Annotated in this window: 23 protein-coding genes; 7 read left to right on the forward strand and 16 right to left on the reverse strand. The window is 61.2% G+C overall.

Annotated features, from left to right (window positions below):
- Nucleotides 1-2: 2 nt before the first annotated feature.
- The 8 genes from DLD99_RS21065 to DLD99_RS21100 form a co-directional block, all read right to left on the reverse strand.
- Nucleotides 3-809 (reverse strand): DUF4892 domain-containing protein, encoded by an 807-nt coding sequence (locus DLD99_RS21065; protein WP_114884794.1) that lies wholly within the window; start codon nt 807-809, stop codon nt 3-5.
- A gap of 127 nt (nt 810-936) precedes the next feature.
- Nucleotides 937-1,791, reverse strand: a complete 855-nt coding sequence (locus tag DLD99_RS21070; protein WP_114884796.1) for an alpha/beta hydrolase — start codon at nt 1,789-1,791, stop codon at nt 937-939.
- A complete protein-coding gene (locus DLD99_RS21075) occupies nt 1,788-2,594 on the reverse strand; it encodes an alpha/beta fold hydrolase (RefSeq protein ID WP_114884798.1) in 807 nt (268 codons plus the stop codon). Before DLD99_RS21075 ends, DLD99_RS21070 begins: the two co-directional genes overlap by 4 nt.
- A gap of 116 nt (nt 2,595-2,710) precedes the next feature.
- Complete coding sequence (locus DLD99_RS21080) at nt 2,711-3,154, reverse strand: hotdog fold thioesterase (protein WP_114884800.1); 444 nt, start codon at nt 3,152-3,154, stop codon at nt 2,711-2,713.
- A gap of 31 nt (nt 3,155-3,185) precedes the next feature.
- Nucleotides 3,186-4,841 carry an AMP-binding protein gene (locus tag DLD99_RS21085; RefSeq protein ID WP_114884802.1) on the reverse strand — a complete coding sequence of 552 codons (1,656 nt, stop codon included), beginning with the start codon at nt 4,839-4,841 and terminating at the stop codon, nt 3,186-3,188.
- An 82-nt stretch (nt 4,842-4,923) separates the two neighbouring features.
- Nucleotides 4,924-5,376 carry a phosphohistidine phosphatase SixA gene (gene sixA, locus DLD99_RS21090; RefSeq protein WP_085710970.1) on the reverse strand — a complete coding sequence of 151 codons (453 nt, stop codon included), beginning with the start codon at nt 5,374-5,376 and terminating at the stop codon, nt 4,924-4,926.
- Nucleotides 5,373-5,720: a DUF4389 domain-containing protein gene (locus DLD99_RS21095; protein WP_085710971.1), complete on the reverse strand. Its 348-nt coding sequence runs from the start codon at nt 5,718-5,720 to the stop codon at nt 5,373-5,375. The genes sixA and DLD99_RS21095 overlap by 4 nt, the downstream gene beginning before the upstream one ends.
- Nucleotides 5,721-5,752: 32 nt before the next feature.
- A complete protein-coding gene (locus DLD99_RS21100) occupies nt 5,753-6,778 on the reverse strand; it encodes an NAD(P)H-dependent glycerol-3-phosphate dehydrogenase (RefSeq protein ID WP_114884804.1) in 1,026 nt (341 codons plus the stop codon).
- A 256-nt stretch (nt 6,779-7,034) separates the two neighbouring features.
- Between DLD99_RS21100 and DLD99_RS21105 the strand changes: the two genes are divergently transcribed.
- From DLD99_RS21105 to DLD99_RS21130, 6 genes are all read left to right on the forward strand, one after another.
- Nucleotides 7,035-9,098 (forward strand): TonB-dependent receptor plug domain-containing protein, encoded by a 2,064-nt coding sequence (locus tag DLD99_RS21105; protein ID WP_425273018.1) that lies wholly within the window; start codon nt 7,035-7,037, stop codon nt 9,096-9,098.
- Nucleotides 9,099-10,031: an ABC transporter substrate-binding protein gene (locus tag DLD99_RS21110; RefSeq protein ID WP_114884808.1), complete on the forward strand. Its 933-nt coding sequence runs from the start codon at nt 9,099-9,101 to the stop codon at nt 10,029-10,031.
- Nucleotides 10,028-11,929, forward strand: coding sequence for an ATP-binding protein (locus DLD99_RS21115; protein WP_114884810.1), 1,902 nt, complete (start codon nt 10,028-10,030; stop codon nt 11,927-11,929). The genes DLD99_RS21110 and DLD99_RS21115 overlap by 4 nt, the downstream gene beginning before the upstream one ends.
- A gap of 247 nt (nt 11,930-12,176) precedes the next feature.
- The gene (fabA, locus tag DLD99_RS21120; RefSeq protein WP_003227150.1) at nt 12,177-12,692 is read left to right on the forward strand and encodes a 3-hydroxyacyl-[acyl-carrier-protein] dehydratase FabA; all 516 of its coding nucleotides are present in this window, start codon (nt 12,177-12,179) and stop codon (nt 12,690-12,692) included.
- Nucleotides 12,693-12,703: 11 nt separating this feature from the next.
- The gene (fabB, locus tag DLD99_RS21125; protein ID WP_114884811.1) at nt 12,704-13,924 is read left to right on the forward strand and encodes a beta-ketoacyl-ACP synthase I; all 1,221 of its coding nucleotides are present in this window, start codon (nt 12,704-12,706) and stop codon (nt 13,922-13,924) included.
- 274 nt (nt 13,925-14,198) lie between these two features.
- Nucleotides 14,199-14,387 (forward strand): hypothetical protein, encoded by a 189-nt coding sequence (locus DLD99_RS21130; protein ID WP_114884813.1) that lies wholly within the window; start codon nt 14,199-14,201, stop codon nt 14,385-14,387.
- A gap of 56 nt (nt 14,388-14,443) precedes the next feature.
- Here the strand turns inward: DLD99_RS21130 and DLD99_RS21135 are convergent, their stop codons facing one another.
- The 8 genes from DLD99_RS21135 to DLD99_RS21170 form a co-directional block, all read right to left on the reverse strand.
- Nucleotides 14,444-15,394 carry a hypothetical protein gene (locus DLD99_RS21135; RefSeq protein ID WP_114884815.1) on the reverse strand — a complete coding sequence of 317 codons (951 nt, stop codon included), beginning with the start codon at nt 15,392-15,394 and terminating at the stop codon, nt 14,444-14,446.
- Between the two features lie 230 nt (nt 15,395-15,624).
- Nucleotides 15,625-16,167 (reverse strand): DUF2058 domain-containing protein, encoded by a 543-nt coding sequence (locus DLD99_RS21140; protein WP_085710976.1) that lies wholly within the window; start codon nt 16,165-16,167, stop codon nt 15,625-15,627.
- A gap of 26 nt (nt 16,168-16,193) precedes the next feature.
- A complete protein-coding gene (gene mazG, locus DLD99_RS21145; protein WP_114884817.1) occupies nt 16,194-17,036 on the reverse strand; it encodes a nucleoside triphosphate pyrophosphohydrolase in 843 nt (280 codons plus the stop codon).
- Nucleotides 17,033-19,276, reverse strand: coding sequence for a GTP diphosphokinase (relA, locus tag DLD99_RS21150; protein ID WP_085710978.1), 2,244 nt, complete (start codon nt 19,274-19,276; stop codon nt 17,033-17,035). Before relA ends, mazG begins: the two co-directional genes overlap by 4 nt.
- Before the next feature lie 124 nt (nt 19,277-19,400).
- Nucleotides 19,401-20,753, reverse strand: coding sequence for a 23S rRNA (uracil(1939)-C(5))-methyltransferase RlmD (rlmD, locus tag DLD99_RS21155; protein WP_114884819.1), 1,353 nt, complete (start codon nt 20,751-20,753; stop codon nt 19,401-19,403).
- Nucleotides 20,753-21,655 (reverse strand): cysteine synthase CysM, encoded by a 903-nt coding sequence (cysM, locus tag DLD99_RS21160; RefSeq protein WP_114884822.1) that lies wholly within the window; start codon nt 21,653-21,655, stop codon nt 20,753-20,755. The genes rlmD and cysM overlap by 1 nt, the downstream gene beginning before the upstream one ends.
- Before the next feature lie 170 nt (nt 21,656-21,825).
- Nucleotides 21,826-23,247 (reverse strand): sensor histidine kinase, encoded by a 1,422-nt coding sequence (locus DLD99_RS21165; RefSeq protein ID WP_114884824.1) that lies wholly within the window; start codon nt 23,245-23,247, stop codon nt 21,826-21,828.
- Nucleotides 23,234-23,956 (reverse strand): response regulator transcription factor, encoded by a 723-nt coding sequence (locus DLD99_RS21170; protein ID WP_114884826.1) that lies wholly within the window; start codon nt 23,954-23,956, stop codon nt 23,234-23,236. The genes DLD99_RS21165 and DLD99_RS21170 overlap by 14 nt, the downstream gene beginning before the upstream one ends.
- Before the next feature lie 217 nt (nt 23,957-24,173).
- On the opposite strand from DLD99_RS21170, the gene DLD99_RS21175 reads away from it, so the two are divergent.
- The gene (locus DLD99_RS21175; RefSeq protein WP_085711023.1) at nt 24,174-26,927 is read left to right on the forward strand and encodes a response regulator; all 2,754 of its coding nucleotides are present in this window, start codon (nt 24,174-24,176) and stop codon (nt 26,925-26,927) included.
- Nucleotides 26,928-26,977 lie beyond the last annotated feature (50 nt).

Here is a 26,977-nt window from a genome sequence, read left to right on the forward strand (position 1 = left end):
CCTTATCGCAACAGGTCGATGCGCAGGCCGGCACCTTCGACATTGCCGGTCTCCATGCGTGCGGCCCGCACACCCTGCGTGATCAACGCCTGACGCCAGGCTTCGGCCTTGGCCCCGGAAACCGTGACCCGCAACGTCGTGTCGAGGTTCAGGCCACGGGACAGCAGACGCAGCCAGGTGTCATCCGGATCAACGCTCAGTTTCGGTAATTTCAGCTCGCCGGTGTCTTTCAACTGGCGCAACAAGGTCGCCGATGTCGGCAGCAGCTCCCCCAACGGCGTGGCGGCCTCGAATTGCTCGACGTGCAGATAGGCTTTGCGATTGCCGCGAGTGATGCTGTAGAGCGCCACCAGCGTGTTGTCGCGAGGTGCCGCCAACCTCAGCAGCAGATAGGCCTGCTGCTCGTCGGCACCGTACAGCTTGGCATTGCCGAACACTTCGTTGGCCCACAGGCTGCTTTCGCCGCAATCCCTGGCCTGACACCAGAACAACAGCTCGGCGTCCTGTTTTTGCAGCGCCTCGCGGGCGACGGTGAAGGCTTCATTGGCGGAATGTTCCGGCGGCAATTCGTAGGTGACCGAGGTGGTCTGCCCACGGGCGCCGACCTGACCGTCGAAACGCAGCTGGCCGCTGATCTTGCGGATCGAGCCCATCGGGTAGATCCGCTCCAGCGTCGCGGCCGGGCGATAGTCGACGATCTGCGCATCGGCCAGACGCGGCACGATCGGCAGATCCGGACTGCCCGGCAGGTCGGCAGCGAGCAACACGGGACTGAAACAGCACAGCGCCAGCAGACTGAAAGATCGCATGGACAGGCTCATCGGATCGGCATGGCCGGGGCGCCTTTCTGGCTATTCGGGTTCGCAGCGGTGTAGAAATCCATTGTGGTTGTCTCCCATTTCAACCCGCCCAGCCTCGACAGTTGCCCGGGGCAAGTCAAGGAATGGCGAAGAACCGATTGAAACAGTCTGCGACAAGAACCGCACCCGACTCGTCGTTCAGGTGCAGATGGTGCCCGCCCGGCAGCTGTTCCCGGCTAAAGGGTAGACGCTCCAGCAGTTCGGGGTGCTTGGCCAGCATGCCGTCGGCCGCCACCACCAATTGCGTCGGACAGGCAATGCGCTGGATGAAGGCCATTGCCTGTTCCTGGGTCAGACGCAGCGGCGATGGCAGGGTCAGACGGTTGTCGGTGCGCCAGGTGTAACCGCCGGGCACCGGCATCAGACCGCGTTGCGCCAGCAGCTCGGCGGCCTCACGACTCACCGCCACCAGGCCTTTCATGCGCACTTCGATAGCACGGTCGAGGGTGGCGTAGACCGGTTTGCGTTTTTCCCGCAAATCAAGCTGCGCCTGCAGGGCCATGCCCATGCGTTCGGCGGCGTTTTCGCCTTTATCTGTAGGGGGAATCACCCCGTCGATCAGCGCCAGATGGGTGATGCGCTCCGGCAACGACCCCGCCAGCACCAGCGAAACAATGGCCCCCAGCGAATGCCCGAGCAGGCCGAACCGCTGCCAGCCCAGTTGTTCCGCGACTTGCAGCACGTCATGGGCGTAGTCCCACAGCGCGTAACCCGCGCCGACCGGACGATGCCCCGAATGACCATGACCGGCCATGTCCAGCGCAACAATGCGCAAACCTTTGAGCTTCGGCGCCAGGCGAGCGAAGCTGTTGGCGTTATCCAGCCAGCCATGCAGGGCAATCACCGGCACCCCGTCTTCCGGGCCGAAAATGTGTGCCGCCAGCTCGATATGCGGCAGGCTCAGGCGCACTTCCTCGACCGCCGGGCTCATGCGCAATCCTTGTGCTGGCGGTTTTCCCAGCGAGTGAACAGATTCTTCAGCAGTTGTGCAGTGTCCTGCGGCCGCTCAAGGGGAAACATGTGACCGCCGGGCATCGTCAGCGACTCGCCCTGAGGCAGGCGTCCAACGTGCCGGGCGTGATGGTTCATCACAACGCGACTCTTGTGCCCGCGCACCACCGCCAGTGGCACCTGAAGCTGTCGGGTTCGCCCAGGGCTGGTGTGCGGCACACCGCGATAAATACTGATCTCGGTGGCCGGGTCGAAGCGCAGGCGCAGCTTGTCGCCGACCTTGTGCAAACCGTGCTGCAGGTAGGCGTCGAAACACTCGGGATCGAAGCCACGGAACAGAGTCTTGCCGGCAAAATAGCTGCGGGCACTATCGAGGTCGGCGAATTCTTCGCGTCGTCCCAATGTGCGACCGGCCGGGGTGAGTTTATCGATGAAGCCAAAACGCTTGGCAGCACGGATCACCCATCGGTCGGTGCGGGTCAGCACCGGCGAGTCGAGCATCACGACTCCGCGATACAGCTCAGGGCAGCGCAGTGCGGCGTGCAGGTGCAGCATTCCGCCGAAAGAATGGCCAACGCCCCACACCGGCTCGTCCTGCTGTTGCAGGTGATGGATCAGCTCGTCCACCAGGTGGTACCAATTGTCACCCGCCGGAAAACGCGGATCGTGGGCATGCTGCTCCAGATGCGTCACCCGGAACTCGGGCGCCAGCGCCGAGAACAGCTTGCCGTAGGTGCCGGAAGGGAAACCGTTGGCGTGGGCGAAAAAAATCGGTTGCGACATACGGGCAAATCCATGGGCGGTAAACGTGGCGTTGATTGTCCGTAAGACCGCGTTCCACAGCAATGACCGTAACTGCCAGGAATGATGACAGTCCGGTCAAGGCTATGACGGATCGGTCAGCGTGCCGGCGGTTGCTCGCCCAGCGGCACCACGGCCATGGTCAGCCGCGACACACAACTGGCCTTGCCTTCATCACTGGTCAGGCGGATGTCCCAGACATGGGTCGAGCGGCCAATGTGAATCGGCTTGGCCACCGCCGTCACCCGGCCGCTGCGCAGGCCGCGCAGGTGGTTGGCGTTGATCTCCAGCCCCACGCAATAGAACTTGCTGGCATCGATGCACAGGTAACTGGCCATGGAACCGACGGTCTCGGCCAGCACCACCGAGGCGCCGCCGTGCAGCAGGCCGTAAGGCTGATGGGTGCGATGGTCAATGACCATGCTGGCCGTCAGCGATTCCTCGTCGAAGGACTCGAAGCGGATGTCCAGCACTTCGCCGATGGTGTTTTTCTGGATTGCGTTCAACTGCTCGATGTTTGGAGTGGTGCGCCACAAGGTCATCGCAGGCTTCCTTTGTTGTTTTGATCGACGCTCAATCCTGCCACAGCACCGCCTCGCTGCGCTCGCTCCATTCTTCGAAGCGCGCGCCGTAGGTGTCTTCGATGACGTTGCGCTTGATCTTCAGGGTCGGCGTAAGGAAGCCGTTTTCCACCGCCCAACTGTCCTTGACCACCACCAGGCGGCGCAGCCGTTCGTGCTTGTCGAGCACGGCGTTGACCTCCTCCAGCAGTTTTTCCAGGCTCGAATGCAATTGTGGTCGTGCGTCTTCATGCCCGGCAGCCGAGATCACACACAACCCCAGCGGTGCGCTCAGACCATCGCCAACCACACAAACCTGCTCGATCCTTGTATGCACGGCGAGACGGTTTTCAATCGGTGCCGGGGCGACGTATTTGCCTTTGCTGGTCTTGAAGATTTCCTTGAGCCGCCCGGTCAGGCGCAAACGGCCTTCGGCGTCCTGCTCGCCCTTGTCGCCGGTGCGCAGGAAGCCGTCGGCGGTCAGGGTCTCAGCGGTTTTCTGTGGTTCCTTGAAATAGCCCAGCATGTTGGCCTGGCTGCGCACCTGCACTTCACCGGACTCGTCGATGCGCACCTCCACGTCAGGACATGGCCGGCCGATCCAGCCCTCCTTGTATTGCCCCGGCAGGCAGATATGCGAATAGCCGCAGCTCTCGGTCATGCCGTAGACCTCCAGCACGTCGAGCCCGAGCTTCTGATACCAGCGCAACAAGGTCAGCGGCACCGGCGCCGCTCCGGACAGGGCCACGCGCAAGGCATCCAGCCCCAACCCGGCCAGCACCTTGTGGCCGATCCGTTTGCCGATAAAGGGCAGACCGAGGAGGAAATCCAGGCGTTTCGCCGGGATCTTGCTGTAGACACCCATCTGGAATTTGGTCCAGATCCGCGGCACGCCAAACATCGCTGTCGGTCGCGCACGTCTCAGATCATCGAGAAAGGTATCGAGACTCTCGGCAAAGAACACCGTCTGCCCGGTATAGATCGACGCCAGTTCGACGAACATCCTTTCAGCCACATGGCACAGCGGCAGATAGGACAGCAACCGGTCGTTTTCATTGAGGCCGAACAACTGCGTGCCACGGGTGGTGGCAAAACCGAGATTGGCAAAGCTGTGCATCACGCCTTTGGGCAGGCCAGTGGTGCCGGAGGTGTAGATGATGGTCGCCAGTTGATCGGCGGCGGGTCGCGGATCGTCCTGGATCGGTGAATAGCGTTGCAGGTCGCCCCAGTTGAAATCGAAGTCTCCCGGCGGGTGCAGCGGCAGGCTGATGGTTGGCAGATCCGCTGGCACCCCAACCGACATCCCCGGCCAGTCATCCAGTTTGCCGATGAACGCCAGTACGCTTTCGGAATGGCTGAGGACCTGATGGACCGATTCGGCCGTGAGATTGGGATAGAGCGGCACCGAGACATGCCCGGCCATCCAGATCGCCAGGTCGGCGATGATCCAGTGGGCGCAGTTTTTCGAGATCAGGGCAATGTGGCTGCCCTGGGGCAACTCCCGGGAGCGCAGCCAGTGCGCGGCGCAGCGGGCCTGATGGCCAACGTCGGCCCAGGTCAGCGTCTCGACCTGCCCGCCGCCGATCGGCTGCACCAGAAAACACTGACGCGGGTGCCGGGCCTCGCGTTCGTAGAACACGTCCAGCGGCAATCGAAAAGCAGCAGACATGCGACTCGCTCCTTTCTTTTTGGGATGGAGCAAGCGTAGTCAACCAAGCAAGTGCTTGGTTGACTATTTCATACAAAAAATTTCACGGATGCTTGAGGCTGTTGAGCGTCATCGAACCAATCAGCAACTCGCTGTGCTCAAGCTCGGCCAGCCCGGCGGTGCTGACCTTTTCCGGCGGATAACCGGCGCCGTGTTGCAAGTAACTGAGCAGATGCCCGACCAAGGGGTTGTGGCTGACCAGCAGCACATTGCTTACCGACACCAGTTGCTCGGCGACGCGGTCCGGATCGACTTCCGGGGTCAGCCATTCGACCGTGCGGATCTCCGGTTCGAAACCCAGCGCCTCGCGCACCAGCTGCGCTGTCTGCTGTGCTCGCAAGTACGGGCTGGCGTAGATCGCCGTCAGTGGCTGGCCCATCAACCGGGCGGCGCTGCTGAGCACTTCCTTGCGGCCGTGAGCGGTCAGTTCCCGCTCCGAATCGGGGCGCGAGCCATAAGGCTCGGCCTCGCCGTGACGCAATACCCAGAGTTTCATAGCTTGGGTTCCTCATCCCGGGCCGGATGCGGTGCCGGCGCGACAACGTGTGGCGCTTCACCTTCCGGGGTACGCGGCGCCGGCCAGTCGGCGAACGGCCAGGGTTTCTGGTCGCTGTGGAAGCTGCCGAACCGGCCGATCTGGGCCAAGAACTGGCTCAGGCTGTCGCCGAAATTCATCAGACCGGCGCTCGGGGCGCCATAGATCAAACGATAGATCAGTTGCACCAGCACCACCGCGCCGAGGATGAACTGCGCCACCTGCCAGACCACGATGTAGACGATCATCCACAACACCCGCAGCAGGATGGATTCGTACTTGGCTTCGGTTTTTGGATCGTTCATGTCTAGCTCCCCTGCCCTGAACTAAAAGGCAATCAGTTGAAACCGCTGGTGGAAATGAAGTCGACGTCGGTCTTGGGCTCGGCGCGCATCAACAGGCCGATCACCTGTTCCAGCGTGCGCCCTTCGAACAGGATCGCGTGGAGCCCGGCGACCAGCGGCATGTACACGCCGACCTCCTGGGCCTTGGCCTTGAGCACTTTCAGTGTGTTGACCCCTTCGGCCACTTCACCAAGGCGCGACACCGCTTCGTCGAGGCTCAAACCCTGACCGAGAGCGAAACCGACCTGATAGTTGCGGCTTTTCGGCGACGAGCAGGTGACGATCAGGTCGCCGACCCCGGCCAGACCGAGGAAGGTCATCGGGTTGGCGCCCTGATTCACCGCAAACCGGGTCATCTCGGCCAGGGCACGGGTGATCAGCATGCTTTTGGTGTTCTCGCCCATCTCCAGCGCCACCGCCATGCCGGCAATGATCGCGTAGACGTTTTTCAGTGCGCCGCCCAGCTCCACGCCGAAGCGGTCGGCACTGGCGTAGACGCGGAAAGTACGGCCATGCAGCGCGGCCTGCACTTCCTTGCACAGTTCTTCGTCTTCACTGGCGACCACCGTGGCGGTCAGCGCGTGCTCGGCGATCTCCCGCGCCAGGTTCGGCCCGGACAGCACGCCGATGCGCGCCTGCGGGGCGATTTCTTCGAGGATCTGGCTCATCAGTTTGAAGGTGTGAGCTTCGATGCCCTTGGTCAGACTGACCAGCATCTTGCCGCTCAGGCGCTCGGCATGCGCCGCCAATACCGTGCGCAGTGCACTCGATGGCAACGCGACGAAGCACAACTCGCAGGCATCGAGGGTTTCCTGCAGGTCGGTGACGGCCGTCACGCCCGGCAGAATCTTGATGCCCTTGAGATAACGCGGGTTCTCGCGATTGACCCGGATGGCCTCGGCCTGCTCGGGGTCACGCATCCACTGCCGGACTTGATGGCCGTTCTCGGCCAACAGATTGGCCACGGCGGTACCGAAACTTCCGCCTCCCAGGACCGCAATCGGGCGCTGTTCAGTCATATGTAATCCGTTAATCCATACCAGTGGCGATGCGGGCATTATACGGAGCGGCCCCTTCTCGGACAGCCCCGGCGTCAATTACCCGCACTTGTAGGAAGAAGACCAATAAAACCGAGGAAAATGCCCGTAACGTGACTGGAAAAGTCACTGTCCTCGGTTAACATGCGCGCCAATTCTTTTCTATCAAGGCTGCGTCGTGTTTTCTGGCACTCCCTCCCCGCGTTCGTCCCTGCTGCTGGCGCTGCTGTTCAGCCCGATGTTGCTGGCGGACGACCTGTTTCTCGACAGCGAGGCCTTGCCCCAGATCCTCACGGCCACGCGCCTGAAACAGTCGCCGGCGGAAGTCCCCGGCAGCATGACCGTGATCGACAGCGAACTGATCAACGCCAGCGGCGCCCGGGACATCAGCGAACTGTTGCGCCTGGTGCCGGGGATGATGGTCGGCAACATCAGCGGCAATCAGGCGGTGGTGAACTATCACGGCACCAACGCCACCGAAGCGCGGCGCATGCAGGTGCTGATCGACGGCCGCTCGGTGTACCGCGCCGGCCTGGCCACGGTGGACTGGAGCGACATCCCGGTGGCCATGGAAGACATTGAACGCATTGAAGTCTTTCGCGGCCCGAACACCGTCAGTTACGGCGCCAACGCGCTGATGGCAGTGGTCAACATCATCACCCGCAACCCGGCCGACAGCCACGGCACACGGTTGAAAATCACCCGTGGCCAACGGGGCATCAACGACTTCTATGCCAGTCAGGGAACGGGCTGGAACGGCGGCGACCTGCGTCTGTCGCTGTCCGGCCAGGAAGATGACGGCTTCGACAGCGACCGCACCGGCGCCGATTACCGCGACAGTCGCCGCTTGAACCGCTTCAGCCTTGCGGTCAGTCAGACGCTGAGCGACAACCAGAGCGTGGACTGGCAACTCAACGCCAAGGACGGGACCAATCAGCGGCCGTACACCTACCGCCCGGTGTTCTCCGGGATTACCGCTGCCGGGAACAATTCCGACGTGATCGCCAAGGATTACGCCGGCTCGGTGCGCTGGAACCTGGACATCAATCCCGACCACAGCCTTTATGTACAAGGCTCGGCGCAACACTGGGATCGCCAGCAGACCTGGCGCGCCTGCGACGCCGAGGTGTCATTCAGCCCGCAGCTTACGGAGCTGTGGCAGCTCAACCCGAACTACACCGAGCAACTGGCGCGCAACATCACCCGCTACACCGGGCCCGGTGCTGCACCCGGCACGCCAACGGAAATGGCCCTGGCCAATCAGGTGCTCGATCAATGGCGTAACGGCGCCAGCCGGACCCTGTGCGGCGACATCGACCAAAGTGCCCGGGAATCACGCTATGACCTGGAATTGCAGGACACCCTCAGCCTGTCCGACAGTCTGCGTCTGGTCAGTGGCCTGAACTATCGTTACGACCGGGCCGATTCCGAGACCTATTTCAACGGAACGCTGGACGACACCACGTGGCGCGCCTTTGGTCAACTGGAGTGGCGCGCCAGCGAACACTGGCTGTTGCAGGGCGGCGCCATGTTTGAAAACACGCAACTGATCGGCAGTTCGCTGACGCCCAGGTTTGCCGTCAATTACCTGATCAACCCGCGCCACAGCCTGCGTGCGGTGTACTCGGAAGCGATCCGCTCGCCGGACATGTTCGAGAACAACGTCAACTGGAGTTATCAGGTGACCAACCTGCGCCCCTCCGCCTACGGCCAGTCTTCGGCCCGTTACTTCGTCAAGACCCGGGGCCCCGGCGATCTGGACCAGGAACACATGCGCTCGCGGGAACTGGGTTACAACGGCTTTTTCCCTGAATGGGGCCTGGCGCTGGACGTGAAGCTGTTCTACGACGAAATCACCGGGATGATCAGCGAACCGCTGCGCAACAATCAGTACATTGCCAGCAACGCCAACGACTCGCGCTTTCGCGGCACCGAAACCCAGCTGGACTGGCGCCTGAGCGCGGCCGACCGACTGCGCCTGACTTACGCCTACGTCGACGCCGAGGCGAGCAACCCGCTGGACCAGCAGTTCACCGCGCGCAACAGTGGCTCGGCCGGCTGGCTGCGCGATTGGGGCCAGGGCTGGAACAGTGCCCTCTTCTATTACGGTGACAACGCACTCAACGGCTATCGCTTCGAGCGGGTCGACACGCGCATCGCCAAACGCATCCCGTTGGGCAAGGCTCAACTGCAACTGGCCGGGGTGCTGCAACAACGTCTGGACAATGAGCCGACCACGTTCGTCGACAACAATTACGACGAACGCCGAGTGATGTATTTCAGCGCCGAGCTGGAGTTCTAGATGCGTTACGCCATGTCACGAAAGATGCCAACGGCTGCCCAATGGCTGGCCGGACTGTGTCTGTTCCTGACAGCGTGGCTGCACGGCGTGGCGGTGCAGGCGGCCGACATTCTGCTGACCGGCGCCGAGGAAAGCCCCGGCGTGCAATCGTTCGTCCAGGCCCTGAGTGAGCTTCGCCCCACCGACCGCGTGCATTTCCAGCCACTGGCGAGTCTGCCGGCGCCGGGCAAGTTGCCGTCCAGTCTGCGCCTTATCCTGCTCGACCTGCCCAGCCTTGACTGGCGCATGCAGGAACCCCAGGGGCCGGCGACGCTGGTCCTGCGCATCAGCCGCTTGCAGGCTCGACAGCGTTTCGGTAACGCGCAACCACCCCATTTGAGTCTGCTGTGGAGCGATCCACCGCTGAGTCGCCAGTTGCAACTGATCCGACGGATTCTGCCCCAGGCTCAGCGGGTCGGCGTGCTGTTCGATCAGCACAGCGAGTTCCTGCTCAAGGAGCTGCAATCGGCCGCCCGGCCGCTGAATCTGCTAATCGTCCCACAGCGCTGGGACAACACCCACGACAGCCGTCCCTTGCAGACCGTGCTGAAAAACAGTGATGTGTTGCTGGGCCTCGACGACCCCGACCTGTACAACCCGAGAACCGCGAAGAACCTGCTGCTCAGCAGCTATTCGCGGCAACTGGCGCTGATCGGTCCGAACGTGTCATTCGTGCGCGCCGGCAGCCTCGCCAGTACTTACAGCGACCAGAGTGACTGGCTGACGGTGCTCGACGAATTGCTCGACCGCCCACCGGCTGCCTGGCCGAGAGCGCTCTATCCCGAGCGTTTTAAAGTATCAAGCAATGCGCAGGTGGCTCGTTCATTAGGAATAGAACCGATGAATGAAGCCTCTGTTGCCGAAGAGCTGGCCGAAGGAGAGCGCCGCCCATGATTTTCCGCCGTTGGGACATCAATACCCGCACCCAGTTGATCAGTCTGGGCCCTGCGCTATTGCTGACCTTGCTGTTGATCAGTTTTTTCACCTTCGTGCGCATCCAGGATTTGCGCCAGGAGCTGAATCACACCGGCCAACTGATCGCCAACCAGCTCGCGCCCGCTACCGAGTACGGGGTGATTTCCGGCAACAACGAGGTGCTGGAAAGCCTGCTGAAGGCCACACTGGCCACACCCAATGTGCGGTTCCTGGAAATCCAGGACAGCGCCAACCGGATTCTGGCGTATGTCGAACAACCGTCGGACACCCATAAGCGCCCGCATCAGGTCGAAGTGTTCCAGTCACCGGTGCGGCTGCAACGGATTGCCTTGCACAATGATTTCTTTCAGGACGGCAAGACCAACAACGGCGGTGCCAGCGAAGATTATCTGGGGCGGGTGATCGTCGGCCTGTCCAACGATGCGTTCAGCCAGCGCCAACAGGAAATCCTGCTCAAGGCCGGGATCCTGGCGCTGTTCGCCCTGCTCTTCACGTTCGTTCTGGCACGGCGCCTGGCCGGCAGCCTGTCGCAGCCGATCCGCGACATTGGCGATGCGGTCAAGGCGATTCAGGACGGCGACTACAAGACGCCGTTGCCGATTGTCGATGACACCGAGCTGGGGGCCTTGTCGCAGCACATCAACAATCTGGCCCAGGCACTGGAACAGGCAAGTCGCGAACAGCACCAGGCCATGGCGCAGCTGATCCAGACTCGTGAAGAGGCGGAAAAGGCCAACAACGCCAAGTCGGACTTCCTGGCCATGATGAGCCATGAACTGCGCACGCCAATGAACGGTGTCCTGGGCATGCTGCAATTGCTGGAAACCACGGAGATGACCGAGGAGCAGATCGAGTACGCAGCGCTGGCTTCCGAGTCCACCGAGCATTTGCTCAAGGTGATCAACGACATTCTGGATTTCTCGCGCATCGAGCGTTCGGAACTGGAGCTGGAGCACATTCCGTTCAACCTCGCCGACCTGATCGGCGCGTGTGCGCAGTCGTTCCAGCACAGCGCGGCGCAACGTGGCCTGGAGTTGCAACTGCGGATTCCCGAAGACCTGCGCGGTTTGCAGGTACAGGGTGACCCGACGCGGATCCGGCAGATTCTGGTCAATCTGGTGGGCAATGCGTTGAAGTTCACCGAACAGGGGCGCGTCAGCATTGAGGCGCAGTGGCAGTCGCTGGATCACGAATTGCTGTGGTTCACCTGCTCGGTGCGCGACAGCGGCATCGGGATTTCTTCGGAAAGCCTGGAATTGATGTTCAACGCGTTCCAGCAGGCCGACAGCTCGATCTCGCGTCGTTATGGCGGGACCGGTCTGGGCCTGCCGATCGCCCGCACCCTGGCCGAACGCATGGGCGGCACCTTGCGCGCACAAAGCGAAGAAGGTCGCGGCTCGGTGTTTACCCTGGAAATTCCGCTGGCTCTATATAAGCAGGCATTGCCGATGCTGGCAGCGCCGCGCGCAATTGATGGCAATGCTCACGGCGAAGGCCGCAATGTCCTGCTGGTGGAGGACAACCCGGTCAACCAGACCGTGATCGAGGCCATGTTGCGCAGCCTGGGCTTCACTGTCAGCGTCGCCACCGATGGCATGCAGGCTGTACGCAGTGCCGGGGGCAGTCGTTACGAAGCGATCCTGATGGACTGCCGTTTGCCGATCATCGACGGTTACGAGGCGACCCGGCAGATCCGCCGCCTGCCCGGCTGCGGCCATGTGCCGATCATCGCCCTGACGGCCAACGCGTTGCAGGGCGACCGGGAAAACTGCCTGTCGGCGGGTATGAACGATTACCTGGCCAAGCCATTCAAACGCAATGACCTGCAGCAGATTCTGCAGCGCTGGGTGCAGTAGAGAGGCCCTTTCGAGCATCTGCGACTGGCGTGAAAAGCGAAAGTGCGGCAGTCTTAGGCACCCGAACGAGCCTCAAAAGGGGCTTGAATAAAAATTTCAGTGCACAAGTGTACATTCATGTCCTTGGTGCTGTGACTTTCACCACAACGCAATAGTCTATGAGTAGGCTGCCGGTTCGAGGCATGAACGCGTCGATCGGTCGGGAAGATTTGCCCCACCTGCCGCATGGGATTATTGAGGAGCTCGCATGACCAAACAAAACGCCTTTACTCGGGAAGACCTGCTGCGCTGCAGTCGCGGTGAGCTGTTCGGCCCAGGTAACGCGCAACTGCCCGCCCCGAACATGCTGATGGTGGATCGCATCACCCTGATCAGCGAAGAAGGCGGCAAGTACGGCAAAGGTGAATTGGTCGCCGAGCTGGATATCAACCCTGACCTGTGGTTCTTCGCTTGCCACTTCGAGGGCGATCCGGTGATGCCGGGCTGCCTGGGTCTGGACGCCATGTGGCAACTGGTCGGTTTCTTCCTGGGCTGGCAAGGCCTGCCGGGCCGCGGCCGTGCGCTGGGTTCGGGCGAAGTGAAATTCTTCGGCCAGGTCCTGCCGACCGCCAAGAAAGTCACCTACAACATTCATATCAAACGCGTCCTGAAGGGCAAGCTGAACCTGGCCATCGCCGACGGTTCGGTGACTGTCGACGGTCGCGAAATCTACACCGCCGAAGGCCTTCGCGTCGGCGTGTTCACCTCCACTGACAACTTCTAAGGGTTATTCGCATGCGCCGCGTCGTTATCACTGGTCTGGGCATCGTTTCGTGCCTGGGCAATGACAAAGAGACCGTCTCCGCTAACCTGCGTGCAAGCCGCCCTGGCATCCGGTTCAACCCGGAATATGCCGAAATGGGTCTGCGTAGCCAGGTTTCCGGCTCCATCGACCTCAACCTTGAAGAACTGATCGATCGCAAGATCTATCGTTTCGTCGGCCACGCAGCGGCTTACGCCTACCTGGCCATGAAAGACGCCATCACCGATTCCGGTCTGACCGAAGAGCAGGTGTCCAACCCGCGTACCGGTCTGATCGCCGGTTCCGGCGGTGCGTCGACCCTGAACCAGATGGAAGCGCTGGACATCCTGCGCGAGAAAGGCGTCAAGCGCGTCGGCCCATACCGTGTAACGCGGACCATGAGCAGCACCGTTTCGGCGTGCCTGGCCACTCCGTTCAAGATCAAGGGCCTGAACTACTCCATCGCCTCTGCCTGCGCCACAAGTGCTCACTGCATCGGTACCGCCATGGAACAGATCCAGATGGGCAAGCAGGACATCGTGTTCGCCGGTGGCGGTGAAGAGGAGCACTGGAGCCAGTCGTTCCTGTTCGACGCAATGGGCGCCCTGTCCAGCAAGCGCAACTGCACCCCGGAAAAAGCCTCCCGCGCCTACGATGCCGACCGTGACGGTTTCGTCATCGCCGGCGGTGGCGGCATGGTCGTGGTCGAGGAGCTGGAACACGCTCTGGCCCGTGGCGCGAAGATCTACGCGGAAATCGTCGGCTACGGCGCGACCTCCGATGGCTACGACATGGTGGCTCCAAGCGGCGAAGGCGCCATCCGCTGCATGCAGCAGGCGCTGTCCACCGTCGACACCCCGATCGACTACCTGAACACCCACGGCACTTCGACTCCGGTCGGCGACGTCGCGGAAATGAAAGGTGTGCGTGAAGTGTTCGGCGACAAGGCCCCGGCCATCAGCTCCACCAAGAGCCTGTCGGGTCACTCCCTGGGCGCCGCCGGCGTTCACGAAGCGATCTACTGCATGCTGATGATGGAAGGCAACTTCATCGCCGGTTCCGCCAACATCGACAAACTGGACCCTGAAGTGGCCGATCTGCCGGTGCTGACCAAGACCCGCGAGAACGCCACCATCAACACCGTGATGAGCAACAGCTTCGGCTTCGGTGGCACCAACGCCACCCTCGTGCTGAAGCGCTGGGAAGGCAAGTAATTCCCTTCCGCTGAGCCGCACATGAAAACGCCCCGACTGGTTCGGGGCGTTTTTTTGCCCGGAGAAAAGCATTTTCAGCAGCGCCAAGATGAAACGTTTGTCATGCAACTTACTGCCCTGCGACTGAATGTCGCGGATTCAGCGGGCTCCAGCGCTGTTGCAGATTTCGCAAGAATACATTGCACAAATCGAGCGTTTACTTAGCAGGCTAACAAATTTTATAAAAGAGTCCTGCACACGCCTTGCTGCAGATAACAGAGATTGGAGCTAGCAGATGACTGTAAAAGTAACTGAACGCGACGATTCACACATGTCCCATGAAGGCGTAGCCGCCGGCGTACGGATCTGGGATGTGCATCAACAAGACTTGCTGGTCGGCATGTTCCACAACGAGATCGACGCCCACAACTACAAGGCCGAACTGGAACTGCAAGAACAGAAACGCGAAATGTCGGCCGGTTGAGCCTGCATGACGGACCAAGCGCCTGCCCGGCCAGTCACCGCGGCAGGCGCTTTTTTTCAGGTCAGCTCAAATGTCGCCAAATGCAGAGTGTCTTCGATGATCATCGCAGGCAACAAACCAGTAATTCTCCCGGCCTGCACCTCGGCAAATTCGCAACTGCCCTCCCCCATCCCGTCGTTCCTGACAGCAAACCGCACAGTGTCCGGATAACGCAGACCGTCTTCGAACGGCATGCCACAGGCAATCAGGAAGTCGACTTTCGAATCGATGCTTTCCAACTCCCGATCGCGCTCACCCAACTCTAGCGCGGCATAGTCCAAACATACATTGATACTGAAAGGGCACTGTTTGATCAATGCATTTGAAAAACGCGCACCATAACCGTAAGCCGAGTTATGTTCAGCCAGCGTTGAGCTGAGTTGTTTAACTTTGATTTGTACATTGCCTGAAAGATTGAAATACCAATGTTCGGCATCACTGCCTTCATATTTCCCAAAATCAATGCCGGAAACATAACGCTTCGGCCACATCGATATTTCCGGCAGACCGTCGCTGCGAAATGCGAAGTTACTCGTTGCCAACACATAGTTGATGGCATCGAAACAAGCGTCCTTGCCCTCGCCCACCTTCACCAGAGTGGCACAGGTTCCCGCCAGCAAGACAACCTTGCCGAAGTACTCTTGTCGCAGCCAGTCCATCAGCTTTTCCATGCACCGGGGCATCAGCTCCATGCAGACCCTACTGAGCTCCAATAGCTCCTCTTCACGCTCTGCGCTGCTCCACGGGACGTTCCAGAAAAACTCGGGTAACGTGAAGAACAGACAGGCATTGTCCGGGCCAAGATCGTTTGCTGTTCTGGCAGCCATTTCCAGCCTGTCACTGACAAACTGCACTCTCCGATCCAGTTCCTGGCTCACGTAGTCCGTCATCGACTGGCCCGCTTTGCGCGCCCAAGAAAACTCGGAGTGGAACGTCGGTTGTTGCAGTGAAACAATGGTAATCAACATGCAATAGTCTCGAATAAATTAAGTCGGCAAATATCCTCCTGATGAACACATGAATAATTAATAAAATCCAGATAGCGACAATCATCGCCAGCAAACGATTATAAAATATTTAAAAGGCACAAAAAGAAGAACCCGAAAGAGCGTATCCAACCACTCTTTCGGGCTCAAGGTGTTTTATAAACTGAAGTACTAACAAATGTGTTGGCAACGACAGTTTTATATTGAGGTGATTACCACATCAGATCATCAGGGATCACATAGGCCGCGTACGGATCATCCTCGGCACTCACCTCTTCGACCTTCTCGTTGAGCTGCACGATGCGCTGTGGATCGCGCTCCTGAATCTTCAGGGCCGCCTCACGAGGAATCACTTCGTAGCCGCCGGCATGGTGCACGATTGCCAGCGAGCCGCTGCTGAGCTTGTTGCGCATCAGCGTGTTGACGGAGATGCGCTTGACCTTCTTGTCGTCAACGAAGTTGTAGTAGTCCTCGGTGGTCAGCTTCGGCAGACGCGAGACTTCGATCAACTGCTTGACCTGCGCAGCCCGGGCCTTGGCCTCGGCCTTCTCCTGCTGCTGACGGTTCAGCTCCTGGTCACGCTTGACCTTCTCGGCCTGAGCTTCCTGGGCAGCGCGCTGCTGGGAGTCATCCAGTTCGATCTGACCCTTGTGGGCCAGACGCTGTTGCTTCTGTTTGTCCTTGCTGACCTGTTTGGCCTGCTTTTGGTTGACCAGTCCTGCCTTGAGCAACTGGTCGCGAAGGGAAAGGCTCATTGATGCTTACTCACTTGGGCAACGGCTCAGCCGCAGCTGGGCAAATTCTTTTCCTGACGTTTGGCTTCGCCCCACAGGGCGTCCAACTCTTCGAGGGTGCAATCTTCTATGGGTCGGTGGGTGTCGCGCAATGCCTGTTCGATAAAACGGAAGCGTCGTTCGAACTTGCCATTGGCGCCACGCAGTGCGGTTTCCGGATCGACCTTCAGATGCCGGGCCAGATTGACCACCGAAAACAGCAGATCGCCGATCTCGTCGGCCACCGCTTGCGGGTCATTCTCGGACATGGCTTCGAGCACTTCATCGAGCTCCTCGCGCACCTTGTCCAGCACCGGCAGGGCATCCGGCCAGTCGAAACCGACCTGCCCTGCGCGCTTCTGCAACTTGGCCGAACGGGACAAGGCCGGCAATGCGGTGGGCACATCGTCGAGCAGTGACAGTTGCTGCGGCTCGGCGGATTTCTCGGCACGCTCTTCGGCCTTGATCTCCTCCCAGCGCTGCTTGACCTGCTCTTCGTTCAGGCGCGGCACGTCCAGTGGCGCATACAGATCGCCGGTGGGGAATACATGCGGGTGACGACGAATCAGCTTGCGGGTGATGCTGTCGACCACCCCGGCAAATTCGAACCGCCCTTCTTCCCGCGCCAGCTGGCTGTAATACACCACCTGAAACAGCAGATCGCCCAACTCGCCCTGCAAGTGATCGAAGTCGCCGCGCTCGATGGCGTCGGCGACTTCGTAGGCTTCCTCGAGGGTATGCGGGACGATGGTCGCGTAAGTCTGCTTGATGTCCCACGGGCAGCCGTACTGCGGATCCCGCAGACGGTTCATCAGGTGCAACAGGTCTTCAAGGCTGTAGGTCGGTTTCATGGAGTCCGGTTACGCCGCGTCTCGATGATGTTCGGCAACTGGGAAATCCGCCCCAGCAACCGGCCCAGTGCATCCAGCCCCGGAATCTCGATGGTCAGGGACATCAGCGCCGTGTTGTCCTCCTTGTTCGAGCGGGTGTTGACCGCCAGCACGTTGATCCGCTCGTTGAGCAGCACCTGCGAAACGTCACGCAGCAGACCGGAACGGTCGTAGGCGCGGATGACGATGTCCACCGGATAGGTGAGCACCGGCACCGGGCCCCAGCTGACCTGGATGATCCGCTCCGGCTCGCGTCCGGCCAGTTGCAGCACCGAGGCGCAGTCCTGACGGTGAATGCTCACGCCGCGCCCTTGAGTGATGTAACCGACGATCGCATCGCCCGGCAACGGCTGGCAGCAGCCGGCCATCTGGGTCATCAGGTTGCCGACGCCCTGGATCTGGATGTCGCCGCGCTTGCCCGGCTTGTAGCCGGTGGCCTTGCGCGGGATCAGTTCCAGCTGTTCGTTGCCGCGCTCCGGCTCGACCAGTTGTTGCGCCAGGTTGACCAGTTGTGCCAGACGCAGGTCGCCGGCCCCGAGGGCGGCGAACATGTCTTCGGCGGTTTTCATGTTGGCCTTGTCGGCCAGCTTGTCGAAATCCACCGCCGGCAGACCGAGGCGATTGAGCTCGCGCTCGATCAGGGTCTTGCCCGCCGCGACGTTCTGGTCGCGAGCCTGCAGCTTGAACCAGTGAACGATCTTCGCCCGCGCCCGGGACGTGGTGACGTAACCGAGGTTCGGGTTCAGCCAGTCGCGGCTCGGCGTGCCGTGCTTGCTGGTGATGATCTCGACCTGCTCACCGGTCTGCAGACTGTAGTTGAGCGGCACGATGCGCCCGTTGATCTTCGCGCCACGGCAGTTGTGACCGATTTCGGTGTGCACGCGGTAGGCGAAGTCCAGCGGCGTCGCGCCCTTAGGCAAGTCGATGGCGTGACCGTCCGGGGTGAAGATATAGACCCGGTCCGGTTCGATATCGACCCGCAGCTGTTCGGCCAGGCCGCCGATGTCGCCCAGTTCTTCGTGCCACTCGAGCACCTGACGCAGCCAGGAGATTTTCTCTTCGTAGTGGTTCGAGCCGGATTTGACGTCGGTGCCCTTGTAGCGCCAGTGCGCGCAGACGCCGAGCTCGGCTTCTTCATGCATCGAATGGGTACGGATCTGGACTTCCAGCACCTTGCCTTCCGGGCCGATCACCGCCGTGTGCAGCGAGCGGTAGCCGTTCTCTTTCGGGTTGGCGATGTAGTCGTCGAACTCTTTCGGGATGTGCCGCCACAGGGTGTGGACGATGCCGAGCGCGGTGTAGCAGTCGCGCATTTCCGGCACCAGCACGCGCACCGCACGCACGTCATAGATCTGGCTGAACTCCAGACCTTTGCGCTGCATTTTGCGCCAGATCGAATAGATGTGTTTGGCCCGGCCGCTGATGTCGGCGTCGACGCCGGTGGCCTGCAATTCGTCCTTGAGCTGGGTCATCACATCGGCGATGAAACGCTCACGGTCGAGCCGCCGCTCGTGCAGCAACTTGGCGATCTGTTTGTATTGGTCGGGTTCCAGGTAACGGAAGGACAAGTCCTCCAGCTCCCATTTGATATGACCGATGCCGAGACGGTGAGCCAACGGCGCATAGATGTCGAAGACTTCCCGGGCGACCCGGTTGCGCTTCTCGTCATCGGCGGTTTTCACCGCACGAATCGCACAGGTGCGCTCGGCGAGTTTGATCAGCGCGACGCGTACGTCGTCGACCATCGCCACCAGCATCTTGCGCAGGTTTTCCACCTGGCCCTGGGTGCCCATCACCATCGACTGGCGCGGGCTGAGACTGGCACTGATCGCCGCCATGCGCTGCACGCCGTCAATCAGTTTGGCGACCACCGGGCCGAAGCGCTGGCTGACCGCTGCCAGTTCGATCTGGCCTTCACGCACGCCACGGTAAAGCACCGCCGCGACCAGCGAATCCTGATCGAGCTTGAGGTCGGCGAGAATCTCTGCGATCTCAAGGCCGGTGCTGAAGCTGCCGCTGCCTTCGGACCAGAGATTCTTCGCCGCGTTGGACTGTTGCTCGGCCTGTCGAGCGTACTCACAGGCCTCCTTCAAGGCTTCGCGATCCAGTGCCAGATCGACACTGACCGCATGATCGAGCCAAGCCTCGAGATTGATACTGCCGTCGGTGTTGATCGGCTGGTGTGCTCTCACCTGTACCATCTTGCTTTACCTTCCCTACGACGCAGACTCAATGCGTCAAATCACTGACCTTGATTGCCCGTTCGCACTCGCGGGGCTAAGACGAGTGCTGCACAAGCGGATCAGTCGGATCAGACGAGCCATCCTAGCTCGCTTCAAATAACGCCATGGCCTCGACATGTGCCGTCTGAGGAAACATATCGAGAATCCCGGCACGTTTTAACCGGTAGCCCTGCTTGATCAATTCGACCGTATCGCGCGCCAGAGTTGCAGGGTTGCACGACACATACACCAACCGCTCGGCACCCAGGGTCGCGAGCTTGCGCACCACCTCGAAAGCACCGTCACGCGGTGGGTCCAAGAGTACCGCAGAAAAGCCGTTTCCGATCCATTCGGCATCGGTCAAAGGCTGGGATAAATCGGCCTGAAAAAACTTTGTGTTATGCAAATTGTTACTGGCAGCGTTGGCGGCGGCGCGATCGACCATGGTCTGCACACCTTCGACCGCCACCACTTCGCGCACGGTTTTGGCCAGCGGCAAGGCAAAGTTGCCAAGACCGCAGAACAGGTCGAGCACGCGCTCATCGGCAGTCGGTTTCAGCCAGTCCAGCGCCTGGGCGACCATCGCTTCGTTGACCCCGGCATTGACCTGAATGAAATCCCCCGGCCGCCAAGCCAGCTCCAGATCCCACTGCTCAAGGCGATAACCCAGCGACTGCGTAGCATCGACCGGCTGCGGTTCACCTTCGCCGTGCAGCCACAACTGCGCCTCATGGAAGGCGCAGAAATCCTTGAGGATCGTCAGATCGGCCTCGGACAGCGGCGCCATGTGACGCAGCAGAACGGCCAAGGACGAGCCACTGAACAATTCCACATGCCCCAGCGCCTGAGGTTTGCTCAGGCGACGGAGCATCTCCGGCAGACGGGTCATGATCGGCTGCAAGGGCTGTACCAGCACCGGGCATTCGCTGATCGCCACGATGTCCTGACTGCCGGCAGCGCGGAAACCGACTTCAAGGGTTTTGGCCTTGCTGTCCCAGCGCACGGCAATACGGGCGCGGCGACGGTAGCCGAATTCCGGACCGGTCAAGGGTGCAGCCCACTCTTCAGGTTCGACACCGGCGACTCGTGAAAGCTGCTCGGCGAGCATGCGCTGTTTCAGGGCAAGCTGTTCGCCGTGGGGCAAATGCTGAACGCTGCAACCGCCGCAACGCCCGGCGTGCTGACAAGCTGCCGGGCGACGCAATTCGCTGGCGGTGAACACACGCTCGGTGCGCGCCTCGACCACTTTGCCGTGGGCGCCAAGCACCCGCGCTTCGACTTCTTCACCCGCCAGGGCGCCGAGGACGAACCAGGTCTTGCCTTCAAAAAACGCGATGCCGCGACCGTCATTGGCCAGGCGCTCGATCTTCAAGCGCTGCTTTTTGCCGGTCGGGAGTTGCGGGGCCTTGCTGCCGCCGGTGGGCTGGAAGCGCAGGCCTCTCTCGTGCTTGGCCATCAGTTGGCCGCGTCGAAAATGCCGGTCGACAGGTATCGGTCGCCACGGTCACAGATGATCGCGACGATCACCGCGTTTTCAACTTCTTTGGACAGGCGCAGCATCGCTGCCACCGCACCGCCCGAGGACACACCGCAGAAGATGCCTTCTTCCCGGGCCAGACGACGGGTAACGTCTTCAGCTTCGCTTTGCGCCATGTCGACGATGCGGTCGACACGATCAGCCTGATAAATCTTCGGCAGGTATTCCTGCGGCCAGCGGCGGATGCCGGGAATGGCCGAGCCTTCCATCGGTTGCAGGCCGATGATCTGCACGCTGTCGCTCTGCTCTTTCAGGTAGCGCGACACGCCCATGATGGTCCCGGTGGTCCCCATGGAGCTGACGAAATGGGTAATGGTGCCCTGGGTCTGACGCCAGATTTCCGGACCGGTGGTGGTGTAGTGCGCTTCGGGATTGTCGCCGTTGGCGAACTGATCCAGCACCTTGCCACGACCTTCGGCCTCCATCCGCTGGGCCAGATCGCGAGCGCCTTCCATGCCCTCTTCCTGGCTGACCAGAATCAGCTCCGCGCCGTAGGCGGTCATCGCCGCCTTGCGCTCGGCGCTGGAGTTGTCCGGCATGATCAGGATCATCTTGTAACCCTTGATCGCGGCAGCCATCGCCAATGCGATCCCGGTGTTGCCCGAGGTCGCTTCGATCAGCGTATCGCCGGCGTGGATCTGCCCGCGCAACTCGGCACGGGTGATCATCGACAGCGCCGGACGATCCTTCACCGAACCCGCAGGGTTGTTCCCTTCGAGCTTGAGCAATAGGGTGTTGCTGGTGACACCGGGCAGGCGCTGCAAACGCACCAGCGGCGTGTTGCCGACGCAATCGGCGATGGTTGGGTACTGCAAGGTCATGGCGTTTTTCGCAATCCGGACAGCGGGGGCGCCTATCATACCGGCAAACCTGCGCGGCCCATATCACGCAAAGTGTGGTGCTTATGGTTTCTTGGAATAAGCAGTAAAAGTCGCGCCGTTGGTGCGGCTTTTTAAAGAGTGTCAGCAGTGCTGACACTTTCTTGTGCTGTTCACACTATCTGCGGGCGACACACATCCACGGTGGGAACTGGCTTGCCAGCGAAGGCGCCGGAATGGGCGCTGTCATCCGCCACCAACCGCAGATGCAATCGCAATCCCGACTGACCGTTCTCGGCCCACAAAGTCCCGCCCTGGCGCTGCACCGCATTCCTCGCAATGCTCAGCCCAAGACCGAAACCACCGTCCCCCGGCCGCGAGCCGTCGAGTCGGGTGAATGGCGAGAAGATCCGTTCCAGATCCGCCTCAGCCACGCCGCCGCCCTCGTCCTCCAGCCATAGATGCCAGTAATCCCCGTCACGCCGGCCATCCAGCCGCACGATGCCGCCCTTGGGCGAATGACGGATCGCATTGCGCAGGATGTTTTCCAGCGCCTGGGCCAGGGTATTGAGGTTGCCGCGCACCCAGCACGATGCATCCACCGCACATTGCAACTGCCCTGTCGGACAGCAACTTTCGTAACAGGCGTTCTCCGTAAGCATTTCCCACAGCGCCTGGATCTGGATCGCTTCGTCCGGCAGCGGTGCACGTTCGGTTTCGAGCCAGGCCAGTTGCAGGGTGTCTTCGACCAGCCGCTGCATGCCATCGACTTCGCGGCCAATGCGTTCGCGCAACGATTGCAGGTCCTGCTCGCTTTCGCTGGCCACTCGCAGGCGACTCAGGGGCGTACGCAATTCGTGAGACAGGTCGCGCAGCAATTGCTGTTGCAGGGCAACGGTCGATTGCAGGCGCTCGGACATCGAATCGAAGGCCCGGGCCAGTTCGCCGAGCTCGTCCGGGCGCTGGGTGATGCCGCTCGACAGGCGCACATTCAATTGATCGGCGCGCCACGCGTTGGCCTGTTCGCGCAGGTTGTTCAACGGCACCACCAGCAGGCGATACAGGCCCACGCACAGCAACAGGGTGAACAGACCGGGAATCACGCCATTGGTGATCACCCGCCAGAACACTCGGTACTTGCCCGGCAGGAAGCGTTCAGGCAGCTCGATGACCAGGCTGCCGGCGGCCGGTTCTATAGGAAATGGTACACGCAGCCACGGCCGGCCCTGCTTGTGAATCGGCCAGTCGAGGCCGCGCAGAAAGGTCAGATGCTGGATTTCCTGTGCGTTCAGCGGATCACTGCTTAGCGACTGCAGGTTGCCGCCGATCACGCCAACCCAGCCGGCCTCGCGCAATTCCATGCTCTGCAACCAGCGGTCAATGCCAACACGCTGATCGCGCTGCCACGCCACTTCGGCTTCGGCGGCATAACGGGCCAATGTGCCGCGCGCCTCGTCGGAGAGGAACTGGTTGCGCTCCTCCATATAGCGGCCCCAGGACCAGCTCAACCAGATCATCAGCAGACAGAACGCCACCAGCAGACACGCCAGTTTCCAGAACAGCGAATGTCGACCCGGCAGATCAGACACCTTCATCGACGGCACTCAGAACATAGCCCTTGCCCCACACCGTGCGTACTTCCCGCTCGGTGTAGCCGATCGCTTTGAGTTTGCGGCGAATCTGGCTGATGTGCATGTCGAGGCTGCGGTCGTGGGCCGCGTAGCCGCGCTGGAGCACGTGCTGATAAAGGAAAGCCTTGCTCAACACCTCTTCATCATTGCGATTGAGGGTTTCCAGCAAGCGGTATTCGCTGCGAGTCAGGCCGGCGGGTTGATTGTGGTAGGACACCTCGCACTGTTCTTCGTCGAAATGCAGACCGCCCGCCGCTACAGGCTCAACGCTGATTGCAGGACGCCGATCGAGGGCGACCCGCCTCAGGATCGCTTCGATCCGCACGTGCAGCTCGGCCATGCTGAACGGCTTGGGCAGATAGTCGTCGGCCCCCAGGCGAAAACCGCTGATACGATCAGCCTCGGCCCCCAGCGCCGACATCAGCAGTACCGGCGTGGAATGGCTCTGGCGCAGTTGCGTCAGCACATTCAGGCCGTCGAGCCCCGGCAACAGAATATCCATCAACACCACATCGAACGGCTGGCGCCGGGCGATGCTCAGGCCTTCGCTGCCGCTCTGGCACCAGGTGACCTGAAAGCCGCTGCGCCCCAGTTGCTCGTGAACATAGGCACCGAGGACGGGATCGTCCTCGATGGAAAGAATGCGTGGCTGGCCAACAGAGACAGGAGTCATGACTATCTGCAAATAATTCTCAGTTGTGGGGATTATTCAAGATTGCCCGCCGCCCGGCAACCCAAGGTTGACCTGCCGGACAAATGACTGGCACCGAAACGACCGATCACGACATGATTTTTCCCGGGAATGCCCGCAAGCAAATCGCTACACTGCGCCCATGCCGCGTGCCGGAAGCACGCAAGAGTCGATGATCAGCGGGATGCAGGAGATAGGCGTGCTCAAGAAACTGGGAATCAAAGGTCGCGTGTTGTTGCTGACCCTGTTGCCAACCAGCCTGATGGCGCTGGTACTGGGCGGCTATTTCACCTGGACGCAGCAGTCCGACCTGCAGGCCCAATTGATGCAGCGCGGCGAAATGATCGCCGAGCAACTCGCTCCGCTGGTGGCGCCGGCCATGGGCCACGGCGATGCCGAACTGCTCGAGCGCATCGCCACCCAATCCCTGGAACAACCGGACGTGCGCGCGGTGACCTTCCTCGCGCCCGACCGCTCGCCGCTGGCCCACGCCGGCCCGACCATGCTCAACCAGGCCCCCAGCGGCGACAGCACACAATTGCTGCGGCGCAGCGGCAACGATGCCACCCGCTATCTGATGCCGGTCTTCGGCAAGCATCGCAACCTTGCCGGCGAACTGATCCCTGAAGAGTCCGACCGCCTGCTCGGCTGGGTGGAACTGGAACTCTCGCACAACGGCATGTTGCTGCGCGGCTACCGCAGCCTGTTCGCCAGTCTGTTGCTGATAGCGGCGGGACTGGCCGGCGCCGCACTGTTGGCCCTGCGCATGGGCCGCACGATCAATCGCCCGATCAGCCAGATCAAACAGGCGGTCGCGCAACTCAAGGACGGTCATCTGGAAACCCGTCTGCCGCCCCTCGGCAGCCAGGAACTCGACGAGCTCGCGTCCGGCATCAACCGCATGGCCGGCACCCTGCAAAACGCCCGGGAAGAACTGCAACACAGCGTCGATCAGGCCACCGAAGACGTGCGCCAGAACCTGGAAACCATCGAGATCCAGAACATCGAACTGGACCTGGCCCGCAAAGAAGCCCTGGAAGCGAGCCGGATCAAGTCCGAGTTCCTCGCCAACATGAGCCACGAAATTCGCACACCGCTCAACGGCATTCTCGGTTTCACCCACCTGCTGCAGAAAAGCGAGCTGACTCCGCGCCAGCTCGACTATCTGGGCACCATCGAAAAATCCGCCGACAGTCTGCTGGGGATCATCAATGAAATTCTCGATTTCTCGAAAATCGAGGCCGGCAAACTGGTGCTCGACCACATCCCGTTCAACCTGCGCGACCTGTTGCAGGACACCCTGACCATCCTCGCCCCTGCCGCCCACGCCAAGCAGCTGGAACTGGTGAGTCTGGTCTATCGCGACACACCGCTGTCGCTGGTCGGTGATCCGCTGCGGCTCAAGCAGATCCTCACCAACCTCGTGAGCAACGCGATCAAGTTCACCCGTGAGGGCACCATCGTCGCCCGTGCGATGCTCGAAGAAGAACACGAAGACAGCGTGCAGCTGCGCATCAGCATTCAGGACACCGGTATCGGCCTGTCGAACCAGGACGTGCGCGCGTTGTTTCAGGCGTTCAGCCAGGCTGACAACTCGCTATCGCGCCAGCCCGGCGGCACCGGGCTCGGCCTGGTGATTTCCAAGCGTCTGATCGAACAGATGGGCGGCGAAATCGGCGTCGACAGCACCCCGGGCGAAGGTTCGGAATTCTGGATCAGCCTGAGCCTGCCCAAAACCCGCGACGATGCCGAAGACCTGCCCGCCGCGCCATTGCTCGGGCGCCGGGTGGCGGTGCTGGAAAACCACGAACTGGCGCGTCAGGCCTTGCAGCATCAACTGGAAGACTGCGGGCTCGACGTCACGCCGTTCAATACCCTGGAAAGCCTGACCAATGGCGTCACTGGCGCCCATCAGACCGATCAGGCCATCGATCTGGCGGTGCTCGGCATCACCAGCAACGACATGCCGCCGGAACGACTCAACCAGCACATCTGGGATCTCGAACACCTCGGTTGCCGGGTACTGGTGTTGTGCCCGACCACCGAACTGACGCTGTTCCATCTCTCGGTGCCCAACCCGCACAGCCAGCTCCAGTCCAAACCGGCCTGCACCCGCAAGCTGCGCCGGGCACTGTCGGACATGGTCAACCCGCGCCAGACCCGCAGCGAACCCGGCGAACCGCTGTCGAGCCGCGCGCCGAAAGTGCTGTGCGTCGACGACAACCCGGCCAACCTGTTGCTGGTGCAGACATTGCTCGAAGACATGGGCGCCAAGGTGCTCGCCGTCGAAAGCGGTTACGCCGCGGTCAAGGCCGTGCAGAGCGAAACCTTCGATCTGGTGCTGATGGACGTGCAGATGCCGGGCATGGACGGGCGCCAGAGCACCGAGACGATCCGTCAGTGGGAAAGCGAACGTCATTGCACGCCGCTGCCGATCGTCGCCCTCACCGCCCACGCCATGGCCAACGAAAAACGCGCACTGCTGCAAAGCGGCATGGACGACTACCTGACCAAACCGATCAGCGAACGGCAACTGGCGCAGGTGGTACTGAAATGGACGGGACTGGCACTGCGCAATCAGGCACCGGACCGTGGCGGTGAAAGCCTCGTGGGACATCAGGACCTGCCGGTACTGGATCACGAGGAAGGCTTGCGTCTGGCCGCCGGCAAGGCAGATCTGGCGGCGGACATGCTGGCCATGTTGCTGGCTTCGCTCGAGGCTGACCGCGAAGCCATTCGCACGGCCCGCGACAATCAGGATCAGAACGGTCTGCTCGAACGGGTGCATCGCCTGCACGGTGCCACCCGCTACTGCGGCGTTCCGCAATTGCGTGCTGCCTGCCAGCGCAGTGAAACCCTGCTCAAGCAGGAAGATCCCAAGGCCTCAACCGCACTGGATGAACTGGAGCGGGCGATCAATCGTCTGGCGGCGCAGGCGAAGATCAGCGCCTGATCCACGGCAATGCCGGTCAACGCCGATGCGGCTAAAGTGGTCGCGGGTGA

It is taken from the genome of Pseudomonas kribbensis (genome assembly GCF_003352185.1).
In the GTDB taxonomy this organism is placed as follows: domain Bacteria; phylum Pseudomonadota; class Gammaproteobacteria; order Pseudomonadales; family Pseudomonadaceae; genus Aquipseudomonas; species Aquipseudomonas kribbensis.